General features: G+C 40.9%; 15 protein-coding genes. 13 read left to right on the forward strand and 2 right to left on the reverse strand.

Features of this window, described 5'->3' with window-relative positions; genetic code table 11:
- The first annotated feature begins 79 nt into the window (after positions 1 to 79).
- From FC83_RS02935 to FC83_RS02955, 5 genes are all read left to right on the forward strand, one after another.
- Complete coding sequence (locus FC83_RS02935; RefSeq protein ID WP_035455428.1) at positions 80 to 1,594, forward strand: ABC transporter substrate-binding protein/permease; 1,515 nt, start codon at positions 80 to 82, stop codon at positions 1,592 to 1,594.
- 19 nt (positions 1,595 to 1,613) lie between these two features.
- A complete protein-coding gene (locus FC83_RS02940) occupies positions 1,614 to 2,768 on the forward strand; it encodes an aminotransferase class I/II-fold pyridoxal phosphate-dependent enzyme (RefSeq protein ID WP_035455430.1) in 1,155 nt (384 codons plus the stop codon).
- Between the two features lie 18 nt (positions 2,769 to 2,786).
- Complete coding sequence (locus tag FC83_RS02945; protein WP_035455432.1) at positions 2,787 to 3,776, forward strand: D-2-hydroxyacid dehydrogenase; 990 nt, start codon at positions 2,787 to 2,789, stop codon at positions 3,774 to 3,776.
- Between the two features lie 86 nt (positions 3,777 to 3,862).
- Positions 3,863 to 4,687, forward strand: a complete 825-nt coding sequence (gene proB / locus FC83_RS02950; protein WP_035455434.1) for a glutamate 5-kinase — start codon at positions 3,863 to 3,865, stop codon at positions 4,685 to 4,687.
- Between the two features lie 4 nt (positions 4,688 to 4,691).
- Positions 4,692 to 5,945, forward strand: coding sequence for a glutamate-5-semialdehyde dehydrogenase (locus tag FC83_RS02955; protein ID WP_035455435.1), 1,254 nt, complete (start codon positions 4,692 to 4,694; stop codon positions 5,943 to 5,945).
- 80 nt (positions 5,946 to 6,025) lie between these two features.
- Here FC83_RS02955 and FC83_RS02960 read toward each other — a convergent pair whose 3' ends face one another.
- Positions 6,026 to 6,802, reverse strand: coding sequence for a Cof-type HAD-IIB family hydrolase (locus FC83_RS02960; RefSeq protein ID WP_035455437.1), 777 nt, complete (start codon positions 6,800 to 6,802; stop codon positions 6,026 to 6,028).
- Positions 6,803 to 7,012: 210 nt separating this feature from the next.
- Here FC83_RS02960 and FC83_RS02965 point away from each other — a divergent pair, with 210 nt between their 5' ends.
- The 6 genes from FC83_RS02965 (at position 7,013) to FC83_RS02990 (ending at position 12,733) form a co-directional block, all read left to right on the forward strand.
- Positions 7,013 to 7,756: a response regulator transcription factor gene (locus FC83_RS02965; RefSeq protein WP_057002375.1), complete on the forward strand. Its 744-nt coding sequence runs from the start codon at positions 7,013 to 7,015 to the stop codon at positions 7,754 to 7,756.
- Between the two features lie 5 nt (positions 7,757 to 7,761).
- Entirely contained in the window at positions 7,762 to 9,261 is a 1,500-nt protein-coding gene (locus FC83_RS02970; RefSeq protein ID WP_035455438.1) for a sensor histidine kinase, read from the forward strand.
- A gap of 120 nt (positions 9,262 to 9,381) precedes the next feature.
- Positions 9,382 to 11,301 carry a heavy metal translocating P-type ATPase gene (locus FC83_RS02975; protein WP_057002376.1) on the forward strand — a complete coding sequence of 640 codons (1,920 nt, stop codon included), beginning with the start codon at positions 9,382 to 9,384 and terminating at the stop codon, positions 11,299 to 11,301.
- Position 11,302: 1 nt separating this feature from the next.
- Complete coding sequence (locus FC83_RS02980) at positions 11,303 to 11,521, forward strand: heavy-metal-associated domain-containing protein (RefSeq protein ID WP_035455443.1); 219 nt, start codon at positions 11,303 to 11,305, stop codon at positions 11,519 to 11,521.
- Between the two features lie 16 nt (positions 11,522 to 11,537).
- Positions 11,538 to 12,056, forward strand: coding sequence for a ferritin-like domain-containing protein (locus FC83_RS02985; protein WP_035455445.1), 519 nt, complete (start codon positions 11,538 to 11,540; stop codon positions 12,054 to 12,056).
- 23 nt (positions 12,057 to 12,079) lie between these two features.
- Positions 12,080 to 12,733: a Crp/Fnr family transcriptional regulator gene (locus FC83_RS02990; RefSeq protein WP_035455449.1), complete on the forward strand. Its 654-nt coding sequence runs from the start codon at positions 12,080 to 12,082 to the stop codon at positions 12,731 to 12,733.
- Positions 12,734 to 12,783: 50 nt separating this feature from the next.
- On the opposite strand, the gene FC83_RS02995 is transcribed toward FC83_RS02990, so the two are convergent.
- The gene (locus tag FC83_RS02995) at positions 12,784 to 14,988 is read right to left on the reverse strand and encodes an LTA synthase family protein (protein ID WP_057002377.1); all 2,205 of its coding nucleotides are present in this window, start codon (positions 14,986 to 14,988) and stop codon (positions 12,784 to 12,786) included.
- A gap of 171 nt (positions 14,989 to 15,159) precedes the next feature.
- Here FC83_RS02995 and FC83_RS03000 point away from each other — a divergent pair, with 171 nt between their 5' ends.
- Both FC83_RS03000 and FC83_RS03005 read left to right on the forward strand, forming a co-directional pair.
- The gene (locus tag FC83_RS03000) at positions 15,160 to 15,774 is read left to right on the forward strand and encodes a VanZ family protein (RefSeq protein ID WP_035455450.1); all 615 of its coding nucleotides are present in this window, start codon (positions 15,160 to 15,162) and stop codon (positions 15,772 to 15,774) included.
- A 13-nt stretch (positions 15,775 to 15,787) separates the two neighbouring features.
- Complete coding sequence (locus FC83_RS03005) at positions 15,788 to 16,048, forward strand: hypothetical protein (protein ID WP_035455451.1); 261 nt, start codon at positions 15,788 to 15,790, stop codon at positions 16,046 to 16,048.
- Positions 16,049 to 16,318 lie beyond the last annotated feature (270 nt).

A 16,318-nucleotide genomic window follows, 5' to 3' on the forward strand; every position in this document is an offset into this window, starting at 1 on the left:
AAATAATCGAATGAATGTGCATAATTATTTAATCTGATGTATAATTGGTAAAATTAAATAATTATGAGGATGATGGGAAATGTTTAAAAGGAAATGGCAATCAATCGCAATTATTGTTGCGGTTTTAAGTTTATTATTGGGAGCTATACTGCCCTTGGGCAATTTAGGCCAAGCTGGGCAAGCTCAAGCAGCAACGGCTAAAACTGATCCATATTTAACAAAAATTAAACAAAAGGGAACGTTGGTGCTGGGGTTATCTGCCGATTATCCCCCTTATGAATTTCACAAAACTGTTAATGGTCAAGATACCATTATTGGTTTTGATGTAGATATTGCCAAGAAAATTGCCAAAGATATGGGTGTTCATTTGGTAATCAAAGAAATGGGCTTTGACGCTTTATTAGGGGCATTGAAGACTGGCAAAATTGACATGATCATTTCGGGGATGTCTGAAACGCCGGAGCGGGCTAAAGAAGTCACTTTTTCAGAACCTTATTTAACGGTACAACAAGCAGTGATGACCCGTAAAAATGATGTTAAAAAATTTGCCAACACGTCAAGTTTCAATGGTGTGAAAGTTGGCGCTCAAAAACAAACCACACAAGAACAATTGGCCCATGATGAATTAAATGGGGCCAAGGTAGTCAGCTTGCAAAAGATGACGGATTTGGTTTTAAATCTGCAACAAAAGAAAATTGATGCCATCGTTATTGAAAAACCAGTTGCAGATGCTTATGTTGAACAAGACTCTGCCTTAGGTATCGTTAAGAGCGTCAAATTCGCTAATGCCACCAAACAAACTGCCGTGGCTTTACCTAAAGATGCGCCTGCTTTAACAGCGCAGGTTAATAAGTCGATTACGACTATTAAAAAAGATAAATTATTAGCCGGTTATATCAAAAATGCCCAAAAGCAAATGTTTAGTAATACCAGTTTCTTTGAAGAATATGGCAGCTACTTTGTTAAGGGGACCGGAATCACAATCGCCTTAACAATTCTAGGGGTCTTGTTTGGGACCGTTTTAGGAACTATTCTAGCTTTAATGAAACGGGCTAAAAATTTCTTGATCCATTGGATTGCGGTTATTTATATTGAATATTTCCGGGGTACGCCATTATTGGTTCAGGTATTCATGATTTACTTTGGGACGCAGATTATGGGCTTAGACTTATCAGCCTTTGTATCAGCAGCCATTGCTTTGTCATTAAACTCTGGGGCCTATGTTTCAGAAATTATTCGTTCCGGGATCAACTCCGTGCCCATCGGTCAGACGGAAGCTGCACGCTCTTTAGGGATCACGTCCAAAGATACCACCCGGTTTGTTGTTTTACCGCAAGCGGTTAGAACGATCTTGCCGGCTTTAGGGAATGAATTTATTTCCTTGTTAAAGGAATCAGCCATCGTCAGTGTCATTGGGGTAGGTGAATTGATGTTCCAAACTGGTGTGGTTCAAGGGGCCAGTTTCAAACCATTCAGCCCATTAGTCTTAACATCGTTTATCTACTTTGCATTGACCCTGATCTTATCAGCCATCTTAAGTCGTTTCGAAAAGCGAATGAACTTAGGTCGGCCTTCAAATCAAGTCTTAGATTAAATTTTTAGGAGGCATTATTTTGGTCAAACCATTGTCGAAATTATTTCAAAATCCAGAAACAAATATTCTTGCAGAAATCGGTAAAACGGCTGCCTTGATGCACGGGGTAGTAGATTTGTCGATTGGGGATCCTGATCAAACTACGGCTAGATCGATTATTGATGCAGCTTATACGGCGATGAAACAAGGGTACACCCATTACACTGCTTCAGCAGGTGATCCGGATTATCTTCAAGCCGTGTTAAAGTTCCACAAGGATTATTTTAATTTGGATTACGACTTGACCAATGTTCGGGCCACAGCTGGTGCTTCCCATGCGCTGTTTATTGCCATGGGGGCGATTATTGATCCTGGGGATGAAGTGGTTATTTTAGAGCCGTATTTCACATCTTATAAAGTTGAAGTTGAAGCTTTTGGCGGTAAACCGGTTTTTGTTCAGACCAAACCTGAAAATGGATTCCAACCTAATTTGACGGAGTTAAAAGCTGCAGTGACGGCTAAAACCAAGGCAATTATTGTGAATTCACCTTGTAACCCAACCGGCGCGGTATTTAATCAACAAACTTTGACAGATATTGTTACGATTGCCCGAGACGCTGATTTGTACATTTTCGCGGATGAGGTTTATTGGCCTTATGTGTTTGGAGATAACAAATTTATTCCTTTAGAAAGTTTGGCGCCAGAACGGACCATTGTGACAGGTTCCTTATCAAAGGTTTTTGCCATGACCGGTTTTCGAATTGGTTATTTGCTGGCACCCAAGCCGATCATTGATGCCGCGGGCTTATTAAACGAAGGGGTTAGTTATACGCCAGTGGCACCGTCACAGCATGCCGGCACATTTGCATTAAACCATTTACAAGAATTTATGCCCACCTTACAAAAGGCTTTTGCAACCCGCTTAAATTACTTAGCTGAAAATTTGGCCAAAGTGCCTTATTTAAAGGTGCAGCCTGCTGCTGGCAGCATTTATTTATTTGTGGATATCCGGCAAAGCGGGCTGGACGATGTGGCGTTTAGTGATTATTTGTTAAAAGAAAAAAATGTTTTAGTGATTCCCGGACGGGCATTTGGTGCTGCTGGGAATGGCTTTATCCGAATTGCAGCGACGCAGGACATGCCTGAATTGAAAAAGGCCGTCGTGGCTTTTCAAACTTTGAAATTACCTCAATAAGGGAGCGTATCTGATCGTATGAAAGTTTTAGCAACGAATGTTTTTGATGAGGAATCTATTGAATTAGAAAAATGGGCCAAAATTAATGAAGTGGATTTGACCATGACCAGAGAACCCTTGACGGCTGCCAATGTGGATCAAGTTCAAGGGTTTGATGCGTTGTCAGTTCAACAAGTCGTCCCCATTGGGGATGCGGCTGTATATGCTAAAATCGCCAGTTTTGGGATCAAGCAAATTGCTGTTCGCTCGGTAGGCTATGAATTTGTTGATTTGGCTGCAGCCAAAGCCAATCATCTAACGATTACAAATGTGCCAGTCTATTCTCCCCGCTCGGTGGCGGAGTATGTCTTGGCTCAGAGTATGCGCTTGTTACGGCACCTGAACGAATTTGATGCCGCGGTGGCCAAGCACGACTTTACTTGGCAAGGCAAAATGGCCCCTGAATTAGGCGAACTTATCATAGGGGTCATCGGGGCGGGCCATATTGGCAGTGCTTCGGCAAAGCTATTTCATGCCTTGGGATGTCAGGTCCTAATTGATGATCCGGTACATGATCCTGAGCTGGAAAAGTTTGCCCAATATGTATCCTTTGAGCGTATTTTAAAAAGCTGTGATTTGATCACCTTACACGTGCCGTTATTAACGTCCACGCAAAATATGATTGATGCAGCTGCTTTAAAGCAAATGCGGCCAAATGCTTATTTGATCAATGCGGCTCGCGGCGGTGTTGTGGATACGCCAGCTTTATTACAGGCATTAAAAAATCAGACGATTGCTGGGGCAGCCTTAGATGTTTGGGCCGGAGAAGGGCCATATTTTGATTATGATTGGCAAAATAAGCCGTTAAACAATCCTGAATTAGAAGAAATGTTGAGTTTGCCTAATTTGATCGTCACACCGCATATTGCCTTTTTTACGGAACATTCGGTGCATAATATTGCCTTTACGGCTTTAAATGATGCTATTTTAGGCGCTACGGGCAAAGCTGTGCGTAACCCGGTTGGCTAAATCAGCACGCATAATTGTTTTTCTGAGACAACTCTGATAAAATCGCCTTATATAAGATAAAAGAATTTTAATATTTCAAGACGGAGTTGACAGTGTTGCGACGACTGAATCCTAAGCGTGTTGTAGTCAAAGTTGGTACCAGTAGCTTGGTACGATCGAACAATAAGTTGAATTTACACACCATTTCCAGACTGGCCTTTGTGTTGACTGATTTATGTAATCGGGGCATAGAGGTCGTTTTGGTATCTAGTGGGGCCATGGGTGTGGGTATTGGGATGTTACATCTGGCCCAACGACCCACGGCAATACCAGAACAACAGGCAATTTCGGCCATTGGTCAAAGTAAACTTATTGGTATCTATACCCGGGAGTTTGCTGAATATCAGCAGTTGGTAGCTCAAGTGTTGTTGACTCGCGATGTGATGATTTATCCGGAAAGCCATGAAAACGTGGTGAATGCCTTTGATGCCATGATGCGACGTCATGTGATCCCAATTGTGAATGAAAATGATACGGTGTCCGTGGATGAACTGGATCATAAGACCAATTTCAGTGATAATGATGAATTATCTGCCATCGTCTCTGAAATTATCGATGCTGATTTACTCATTGTATTATCAGATATTGATGGTTTTTACACGGGTAATCCTCATAAGGATGAAACAGCTGTATTGCTTTCTGAAGTGCATCAAATCGATAAGGAGATACTAAGCTATGCCAGCGGTCCCGGAACTGCTCTGGGGACTGGCGGGATGGCGACAAAGATTAATGCGGCCAAACGTATATTGAAGGACCATAAGAAAATGGTTTTAGCTAATGGTAAAAATCCGGAAATCATTTTTGATATTATTGCTGGTAAAGAAGTGGGAACCTTGTTTACACCTGAAAGTGCTGTAAAGACAAAGGAGTAATTTAATGAAAACACTATCATTAGAAACGATTGGCCAACAAGCCGTTACTGCTGCTCAGGTTTTAAGCCAATTAGATACGCGGACTAAAAATGAAGCGTTATTGGCCATGGCCCAAGGGCTAACGACAAATGAAGTGGCAATTTTAGCGGCCAATCAAAAAGATATGGCCCAAGCAGAAGTTAATCAAGTTAAAAAAGTCATGTTAGATAGATTGTTATTAACCTCTGAACGTTTGCAAGCGATGGCAGCAGGTATTCGGCAAGTGGCAACTTTAGCTGATCCCATCGGCCAGGTGACCAGTGGCTGGCAGACCCAAGATGGCCTGCAAATCAAACAGGTTCGCGTTCCCCTTGGTGTTGTTGGCATGATTTATGAAGCTAGACCCAATGTGACCGTGGATGCAGCGACATTGACTTTCAAGTCAGGTAATGCAGTGATTTTAAGGGGTGGCAAAGAAGCTATTGCCACCAATATTGTGTTGGCTAATACCTTACGAGATGCGCTGACCAGCGTTGGTTTACCAGCTGATGCCGTTCAGTTGATCAGTGATACAACGCATGAAACGGCTCAGGAGCTGATGCAATTAAACGACTATTTAGATGTGTTGATCCCAAGAGGCAGTGCCAAATTTATCAATATGGTGGTGGATAAGGCCACGGTGCCAGTTATTGAAACCGGCGCGGGTAATTGTCACATTTATGTGGCTGAAGATGCCGATTTTAAAATGGCTTTAGACATTATTGTCAATGCCAAAACGCAACGGCCTTCTGTCTGCAATGCCATGGAAAAGTTAGTGCTCAATTCTGAAATTGCAGCTGATTTCTTACCACAATTACAAGCCGCTTTGACGCCTTACAATGTAACGTTACGCGGGGATGAACGGGCGAAGGCAATTTTACCAGATATTGAAGCGGCCACAGCAGCTGACTGGGGTACAGAGTATGATGATTATATTCTCGCCATCAAAGTAGTGGATAACCTTGATGAAGCGATTGCCCATATTAATCGCTATAACACCAAACACTCAGAAGCGATTATTACCAATAACTATGCCTATTCGCAACAATTCACCAAACAAATTGATGCGGCGGTCGTTTATGTCAATGCATCTACGCGCTTTACGGATGGTTTTGAGTTTGGGTTTGGCGCTGAAATTGGCATTTCGACACAAAAATTACATGCCCGTGGCCCAATGGGATTAACAGCGCTAACTTCGACGAAATATATTGCTGAAGGCAATGGTCAAATTCGGCAATAGCTAGTGTTTACAAAAATAAAAAATGGACGTCACGGCAAACTTGAAATATTGCCATGACGTCCATTTGAGTATGAGGATTATTAAATAAGATTGAAGTGCTTTAAACCTTGCACAATGCCACCACGCTCGTTTGTTTCTGTGACATACTCAGCGCGATCTTTAACCGTATCTAAGCCATTACCCATAGCAATTGGGTGGTCGACAAAACCCAACATTGGCAAATCATTATTGCCATCTCCAAAAGCATAGGTTGGCACATTGGTTAAATTCATGGCGGTGAGCAAACGATTGATGCCTGTAGCTTTAGATGTATCCTTTAAGACCGTATCAATAGAATAAGGCGTATTGCGATAAAAAGTTAATTGGTCTGCAAAAGGATACATGTAGCGTTTATCATTGGTTTTTGTAAAAATTAACATCATATAAACGGGGTAGTCTTCATAAAAGGTCGGGTTTAAAGGTGGTGTTGGTGTTTTCGTATATAAAAAGGATTCTTTTAGGATCTCAGTGGTGCCTAAGCGACCAGTATGGTGTCCGGAGAAAAACGCAACAGTTTCTTGAAGTTCCTTAGCCACAGCGACAACATCTTTGACAACAGCTTTATCAATTTGGGCCTTATAAATGGCCTGGCCGTCATATTCAATATAACTCCCATTTAGGGCGATAAAGGAATTGATCCCAGCTTCTTGGCGAATTTCTCGAAGTTCAGTTTCATGGCGGCCGCTGGCAATCACACGTAAATAGCCATTGGCTTTGAGTTGGGCTAAGCCAGCTTGCACATCTGGATCAATTGTTTTATGTTCATTTAATAATGTGCCATCTAAATCAAAAAAGACAACGCCTTTATATTTTTTCATAATAACCTCCAAATTATTTACTAATATCATGCTATCATGAATTGCACGAGGGTACAATTTTAATAGATAGCTCAGCAATTCATGATTTTTTACCTAACACTTTGCGAATTTTCTCTGAAGATGGATTTTTCGCGTTATAATATAATTAATACATTGTAAGGCCTTCAAAGGTATCATTGACAATACAATCTAGAGTGAGGAAGTTAAAAAATGAAAATTCTTATGATTGAAGATAATAAATCCGTTTCAGAAATGATGAGTATGTTTTTTCAAAAGGAGAAGTGGGATGCCCACTTCGCCTATGATGGGGATGAAGGCATCGAAATGTTTAAGTCTGACCCAGAATCTTGGGATATTATTACCTTAGATTTGAATTTGCCTGGTAAAGACGGGATGCAAGTTGCCAAAGAAATTCGCGCTGTTTCAGAAACTGTGCCTTTAATTATGTTAACGGCTCGAGATTCTGAAAGTGATCAAGTGTTAGGTTTAGAGTTAGGTGCAGATGATTATGTGACCAAACCCTTTAGCCCAATTACTTTAATTGCCCGTCTAAAGGCCCTTCATCGGCGTGCGGAAATTGGTGAAGATGAAGAAGGCAACCAAACTGAAAAAACACAGGCGACTTCGGATTTTGATGTGGTCACAGAACACTTTAAGCTAAGTACTAAAACTAGAGAAGCTTTTTTTGATGGTAAACCAGTGGAAGGTTTAACACCAAAGGAATTCGACTTATTGCATACTTTGGCCAATAGCCCTAAACAAGTTTTTTCCCGAGAAAAATTATTAGAGTTGGTTTGGGATTATGAATATTTTGGAGATGAACGTACTGTTGATGCCCATATTAAAAAATTACGACAAAAAATTGATAATGTTGGGGCACAAGTGATCCAAACGGTCTGGGGTGTGGGCTATAAGTTTGATGATACAGGTATCGATAGCACAACCGAGGTTTAGTTTATATGAAGTTAATTTATCAACAGATGTTGGGTTTCTTTGTGGTTATTTTTACCACGATTTTAATCGTCAGCGCCACAGTTTTCAGTTACTCAAGAAATTTAGCTTTTCAACAAACCTGGACCCAATTGGAAGGCTATGCGGATAATCTTAAGTTGGATGCCACCCAGGTCAATACCCAAACCGGCCAGGTTAAAGATGTACAAGCAACCTTTTTGAAAGATTTAGAATTTGTGCTTCGGAACCAAGATGTGAATTTTACGATCTATGATAGTGATAACCAGCGGGTCTACGGCAGTTCTTTTTTAGCACCCGAATCTTTGAATAAGACTACTTGGGCAGGATTGCAAAGTGGCAAACGTTATCGTCAAGAGACCAACCAAAATGCACCGGAAATTACCGGTAATTCTAAACCCAAGGGCGAGGCACGGACCTTTGTGATTATCCCTTGGTTTTATAATAATCAAATGATTGCCGCAGTTATGGTCAGTTCTAAAGTTGCCCAAGTGCAGGCTAATATTGATCAGATTAAACGTAATTTATTGATAGCCGTGGTGATTTCATCCATTGCTGCATTAATTTTAAGTTACTTTATTGCCAGATCCTATGTCTCACGGATCAATCGACTGCGGACGGCAGCCCATCAAGTGGCCGAAGGTAATTTTGATGTCCATTTACAAAGTAAAGATCGCGACGAAATTGATGAATTAGCCGTAGACTTTAATAAGATGATTCATTCTTTAAAGGCTTCTGATGTGGAAATTCAACGCCAAGAAGATCGCCGCCGGCAGTTTATGGCAGATGCTGCCCATGAAATGCGCACGCCACTGACAACGATCAATGGCTTGTTGGAAGGCTTAGCTTATGATGCCATTCCTGAAGAGTCTAAGGGTCAAAGTATTGAATTAATGCGTAACGAGACCAAACGATTAATTCGTTTAGTCAATGAGAACTTAGATTATGAAAAAATTCGGACCGGTCAGATTCCATTGCATGAACGGGAATTTGATGCGATTAAGGCATTGCATAATATTGTGGAGCAATTGACTAAAAAGGCAGCTACTGCCGGTGATCGTTTGGTGATTCATGGGCCGGAAACACTCACGACTTATGCGGACTATGACCGCTTTATTCAAATTATGTTTAATATCGTGCAAAATGCCATTCAATTTACGGATAAGGGTACGATTGATATCACAGCTAAGAAAGACTTTGAAAGTACTATGTTTATCGTGAAAGATTCAGGCATCGGCATGACAGCTGAACAGGTTCGTAACATTTGGGAACGTTACTATAAGGCTGACCCGTCTCGTAAAAATACGAAGTATGGTGAGTCGGGATTGGGCTTAGCAATCGTACACTCCTTAGTGGAACAACATAAAGGTACGATTCAAGTACAAAGCAAACCTGATGTGGGGACGACTTTTACCATCACTTTCCCAGATAAACCAAAGGATGCAGATACCGCTGATAAAAAGGCAACTGGGGCTGCAAAACAGAAATGAGTTGTGACGTTAAGTTCAATTTTTTGGACTTAACGTTTTTTTTTGCCAAAAATTGATATTCGTCAATTATTTTAATACGAAGACCCGTTACAATTAAAGATGAAATGGAGGTTAGGGCTGATGCATATTACAATGTTCTACCATAAATATAACCAACAGATTTTGTGGTTTACCGGTATTTTAACGGGATTGGGTTTAATTTTAAGCCACAATGACTTGTTGGGATCGATCAGTGCAGGGTTACTCATAATGAGTGGGGTGGTTGGGGCGATACCCGTTATCACCAGAGCGCTCAGTGCATTGCGCTATAAAACAATTTCGATTGAACTATTGGTTACGATTGCAGTTATTGGGGCGTTTGTTGTGCAAGCCTATCATGAAGCGGCGATTGTCACGTTCTTATTTCTGTTAGGTGATTTTCTACAAGCTAAGACGTTAACTAAGACTAGACGAGCCATTCAACAACTTAGTGATTTGGCACCAACAACGGCCAATGTCAAGGCTACTGATGGTCAGCTGATAAGTGTGCCAATTGATCAATTAAAACCTGGTACGATCGTGGCAGTCAGTGCCGGTGACCAGATCCCTGTGGACGGTACAGTCACCAAAGGTCAAGGCTATGCTACTGAAGCGGCCATTACTGGCGAGGCGAATTATATTTCAAAAGCAGTCGGTAGTTCGGTTTATGCGGGCACGCTTTTGAAAGATGGTCTTTTGGAGATTGAAACGCAAGTTGTTGGGTCAGAAAGTACTTTTGGTAAGATTATTGATTTGGTTGAGTCGGCGCAAGACAATCAGTCGGCTACCGGGGATTTCATTGACCACTTTGCCAAATATTACACACCAGCAGTGCTTATACTGGGTATTATCGTCTTTCTTTGGACTGGCAATTTAAATTTAGCGATCACGTTATTGGTACTAGGTTGTCCAGGGGCTTTAGTGATTGGTGCACCCGTTGCTTTGGTTGCTGGTATTGGCAGTGCGGCCAAACAAGGTATTTTGATCAAAGGTGGCTCAGTGACGGCTAAATTAGCCAAAACTGACACACTCATTTTTGATAAGACTGGGACACTGACGATGGGACAACCAGCTGTTGTTAAAGCTATTACCTATCAAGTACCAGACAACAAAATGCTCAAGATAATTTATAATGTGGAACGTCACAGCAATCATCCTTTGAGTCAAGCTGTGGGTAATTATTTGCAAAAGCAGTATCAATTAGCTACTGAGTTAAAAGGGGATCCTCAAGTAGAAGTTGTGCCCGGATCTGGGTTGGCCATTGAAAATGGCACGATATTAGTAGGTTCTCAAAGACTGCTGCAACGTTACAACGTAACCATAACGCCGCAACAAAGCGCGAACATTCAAGATTTGAGTGCCGCTGGGCAGACGTTGGTATTAATTGCTAGTCAAGGTCAATTAATTCTGGCCTTAGGTATTAATGATCAACTGCGGCCAGAAGTCCCAGAAACGTTACAACAATTGCGTCATCTGGGTATTAAACATCTGGTGATGTTAACTGGTGATCATCAAGCTAGTGCTGAAACAATGGCAATGGGTTTAGATTTAGATGAGATCCATGGTGGTTTATTGCCCCAAGATAAACTGACTTGGCTCAAGCAATACCAACAAGCTGGTCATATTGTAGCCTTTGTAGGAGACGGCATTAATGATAGTCCAGCTTTGGCGCAAGCGAATGTAGGCATTGCCATGGGTAATGGCGCTGCAGTGGCATTGGAGACTGCCGATATGACCTTGTTACAGTCTAGCTTCACTAGTTTAGGCCGGGCTGTTGCATTAAGTCGTCGCATTCATGCCAATACGGTTCAAAACATTAGTATCGCCGTTATAACCGTCGCAATACTGCTCAGTGGATTGTTATTTGGGCTCGTAGATATGGGCATTGGGATGTTTGTCCATGAAGCCAGCATTCTAATCGTTATTGCCAATGCCATGCGGCTATTGCGCATCAAGCGGGCAACAACATCGGCAACACAAGTTTCTAAAGTTACAGAAAATAATGATTTAGGAGGAATTTAAAATGGCAAATGTTACATTAGTATTAGGGGCACTCACTTGTCCAAGTTGTTTGAAAAAAATTAAAGGGGCATTAGCACAAACTAAAGGCGTCCAAGATGTTCGGGTTTTATTCAATGCTGGTAAAGCTAAAGTACGTTATGATAGTCAGGTTGTAACGCCAGAGGAACTTAGTGATATTGTGAAAAAGTTAGGTTATGAAGTTAAACAGGTTCAAATTTAAAGCGAGGTGGGTTAAGATGGATAAAGAGACAATTGCAACTTTATTTGAAAAAGAACAAACTAAGAGTGAACAGGATCATCATACGCCAACAGTCGGTGCCATGATTACGCATGTTTTAGCCAATTTAAAGTTCCAAAGTTTTAAGTTAGAACAATATGGCTGGTATGCTTCAGCACATAATGAGCTTTTCCAAAGTATTTATGCGGCCAATCAAAAAAGTTATTTCACCGTTGCTGAAAAGATGTTAGACAACGGGGAATTAGTGCCAACGACTGTTGCAGAAATGCAGGATTATACGTTTTTAGAAGAGTCTGGTAGTCATAAATATTGGCCAGTTGATGATATGTTAAAGGACACTGTATTGGATTTTAAGAAATCTCAGCGCTTTATTAAGTTGGCAGTTCAATTGGCTCAAAAACAAGCTAACCCTGTTTTAGAAATTGCCATGGTTCAATTATTAAGTCAGAATCAACATATGATTTACAAAGTTGAACAGGTCTTAGGGTACGCTGTTCCGTTAGAAGATGAAGATTAACTAGCAAAAAAGAGGTGCGTTTGGTGACTCAAGACACAACAAAAGCAACCACACACGTATGTGCAGAATTGGTGCCGATATTTACAAATTTGGATCAAAGTGAACTGTTACAAATTTCAGATTTAATTCACCATCATCATTTTGAAAAGGGCAGTATGCTCTTAGATCCTGACAGCCAAGATCTCGTGATTGTGCGTAGCGGCCAAGTCAAAGTGTATCAGTTGAATGTGGACGGTAAAGAACAATTACTACGGGTTTTGGTAACCGGAGACTATGTAGGTGAAGGCGCATTATTTGGGGTGACAATGCATGATACCTATGCGCAAGCCATAACCCCTGGCGCGGCTTGTGTGATCACCAGAGCTGATTTTGAACAATTGTTGCTGGACTATCCGGCCATCAGTTTGAAGCTCTTGGCTGAGTCGGCAGCCAAAATTGCTGCCTTAGAAAAGCAAACCGCATTATTGAGTAGTGGTTCCATTCAAGAACGCCTGATGGGCTATTTTAATGAATTAGCGGCCGTCAATGGCAGTAGTGATTTTGAAATACCCATGCAACGTAAGGCATTATCCAGCTTTTTAGGGACGACGCCGGAGACGTTATCACGAATGCTTAAAAAACTCAAAGAGGGCGGTCTGATTGATTATAAGGGTCGCCAAGTGCACCTGTATGTTTAAAGGATAACAGCAAAAAGGATTGAATCCGTTGATTCAATCCTTTTTGCTACTTATTGCCCAGAACTGCTACTGGCTGAACTAGCACTACTTTTAGTTGTGGCATCCCCATTATCAGCGGTTTTGTTATTATCTAACACACTTTGGGGGAGTTGCGTAATCGGAGAAGGGTCATCAGCCAATTCAGGGGCATCGGTGTGGTAAAGATGTGTGGTGGTCCCATTATTTTCAGAATATAGACTGGTGGACCGTTTCCCCAGGCGGCTTTCAATATCGATCATGTTAGCCCAATTTTTAGCGTAATCTTGATTCTCTGGGTTGACCGGTGTAAAACCAGGTGGACTGTAAAAGCGTAATAAGTTTTTGTTGTTGATATTATCCGAGAAGGTGAGGCGTTGGTTGACATTTTTCTGGTCAGCATTGATGGTTTTGATCTGGGAAGCAGTCAAATCTTGGCTGACGGTCCCAGTTTTATTGTCATAAACCGTGCCATTGGTGCCTTTACCCCCTAAGACTGTATAATTTGGGGTCACAAAGTCTTGGTTTCTAAAGGCCACCACACTGTTATGTTTGTTTGAGAGTAGATCAGTACCCATAAACATGTACTGTTTGGTATTCACACCTAATAGGTGCATTAAGGTTGGTAAAACATCAATTTCACCACCATAGGTGTTGTTGATACCGCCCTTGAGCCCAGGCATGTGGACCATGAATGGGACACGTTGTAGTTGGGCATTATCAAAAGAAGTCCAATCAGCACTATTTTTTCCCAATAGCGGTGCTAAGGACAGATTATCCGTGTTACTGAGACCATAGTGATCCCCATAAATGACCACCATGGTTTTATCGTACAGGCCGCTATCTTTCAGGTATTGGAAGAATTCCTGGAGGGACTGATCTAAATAATGCGCGGTTCGGAAATAATTATTGACGATGTCATCCCCAGTATCAGGCTTAGGAAAATCACTATCTGTGTCGCTTAAGGAGAACGGAAAGTGATTAGTGACGGTGATGAATTTTGTATAAAATGGCTGCTGCATGTGTTCTAGATATTTGGGGCTCTCCGCAAACAGTAATTTGTCTTTTAAACCATAGCCGATGGCGTTATCTTTGGAGGTATCGTAGTAAGAGGCATCAAAGAAGTAATTATAGCCCAGATTACGATAAACATCTTTACGATTCCAAAAGCTACCGGTATTGCCATGGAAAACGGCACTAGAATAGCCCGCAGTTTGCTGTAATATAGCCGGGGCAGCTTCAAAGGTATTGTCACTGCCTAATGAAGTGAATACAGAGCCTTCAGGTAAGCCAAATAACCCAGTTTCAAGCATTGTTTCGGCATCACTGGTGCGACCTTGGCCAACTTCATGATAGAAGTTGGAAAAAGCCAGCGTAGATTTATCATGATATAAAGAATTTAAAAATGGCGTGACTTCTTGGCCATCTATTTTTTTATCAATAATGAACTGTTGAAAGCTTTCCAAATGGATGATAATGACATTTTTACCCTTGGCTTTGCCAAAATAAGCCGGGTTTGGGGCAGCATATTGTTTTTGAATAAAATTATAAGCTGCCGTCATTTCACTGCCGTCACTGCTGGCGCGAACTTGATTATTTTGCGCGGTCCGAATGGCATCATAAATCATGAAATTTTCCAGACCGATATATTTGACGATGTAATTCCGATCAAAAGTCCGGGTCAAGAGTTGCGGGCGACTGGTTTCAGCCAAAAATAAGTTGAATAAAGCAAAGGTTATAGCGGCTAAAGTCACCATAAAAGCATTTCTGGTACCGAAACGTCTGGTATCGATGGGAATAACTTTTCTAAAAAGTAAAATTAAAATAATGATAACATCGATCCAAAGCAAAATATCTTGCGGTGCCAATAAGCTTAAAGTGCTCTTACCTAAGCCCTGAGCGACTTTGCTGGAACTGGTAATTGTGTTGATTGTTAGGAAATCAGTGGCCTGGCGATAATAAATCACATTGGCAAATAAAATGACCAACTGTAAAATGTAAATCAGAAACATACTGATATAAGATAATAGCGGTTTTTTTATGTATAACGCTAAGCTTAACAAAACAGCGCTAGTACCAATGGGATTCAACCACATAATCAGGTGTTGGTATGGATCTGTTAGCCCTAAGGAAAAATCAGTGTAGTAAATAAAAATTGATTTCATCCAAATCAAGGCGACTAATAAAGCAAAAAAGCCGAGGCGACTTTTCAAAAAGGCTTTGAAATTGGTCTTGTTCATCATATTATCCTTTCAAAAAACCGTTAAATGCTCTCAATATTATAACGCTTGGTCGAGTCGGTTACAATTTTAGAAAACAGAATTTATCTAAACAAATTTATAACAACCTCTGCAAATTTACAGTCAAGTTTGGTAGAATAAGAACTTGATGAAACATACAGAGGTAGGGTAATGATATTTCTAGGGCCGCTTTTTCAAATTGTTCAAACGCACTATCAAGCACGGATCAATCACTTTCCGCTGATAGAATTAATTTTTTACAGCTTGGATAAAACCATCTTGTATCTATTGATTTTCATGGTTTTACGCTGGCTTTGGCAGCTACTACGCCACAAGCCGATTCATTGGCGGCGGGAAGTCAAAGTGATGATTTTTACGGTTTATATTTTAATGTTACTATTTTTGACTGTTTTCAGGGGCATTTATTTTCCCTGGCAAATTCAATGGCACTTACATCGACCGCTGTCCCAAATTAACTTAACACCACTGGTACAGACCTTGAAATTGACGCAAGGGCGTTCACCTTTAGACTTTTTTTACAATTCTTTGGGCAATATTTTTTGGTTCTTACCTTTTGGGATTGGTGCGCCAATTTTAAGTGCCAAGCACCGGTCGTTTTGGACGATTACGCTTGCTGGGATTATTTTATCGGTCAGTATTGAAATTATGCAGTTTTTGTTATATACAGGAGTCAGTGACATTGATGATGTCATCTTCAACACACTGGGAACGATGATCGGGTATATGATTTATGCGCTTGGCCATCATTGGCTGAAAGCTAAATAATTGGAGGCTAGTTATGATTAAGGTTATTTTGGTATTACATGAGGGTGACGACTTCATTCGTATGAACAAGGTTTTCTTTGAAAGTATGCCAGTTAAAGAACAATATATTGTGAATTCCGATGGCTTATCTTATTATGTCGAAGAAGTGGCCCAGTTTGCCAATTATGTCAGCAGCAAAGGTGCAATTGCGATTGTTGTTGTTCACCAAGCTCATAAAGACCAAGCTGTTAGTAATTTGTATGGTTTAAATATTGAAAATGACTTAGATGATTAAGGGTTGTCACCTTCATTAGGGGAAGCTAATTATGGCGAATAGAAGACAGAATCTCAAAGTTAACTGAGATTCTGTTTTTTTGATGGTTAATAATTGGCAATTAATAGTAAGTTAGCACAATAATGTGACAAATACGTGACCAAAAGGCTGATTTTATAACAAATTTAGAGCAATCAAAAAGACAAATAACTTTTTACAGTTATTTGCCTCTGTGAAAGTGCGCCCGGCATGGGCGATAACTTGGTGGTGAAAGTCCACTATAGGCCGTAG

Source organism: Agrilactobacillus composti DSM 18527 = JCM 14202 (assembly GCF_001436375.1).
GTDB lineage: Bacteria > Bacillota > Bacilli > Lactobacillales > Lactobacillaceae > Agrilactobacillus > Agrilactobacillus composti.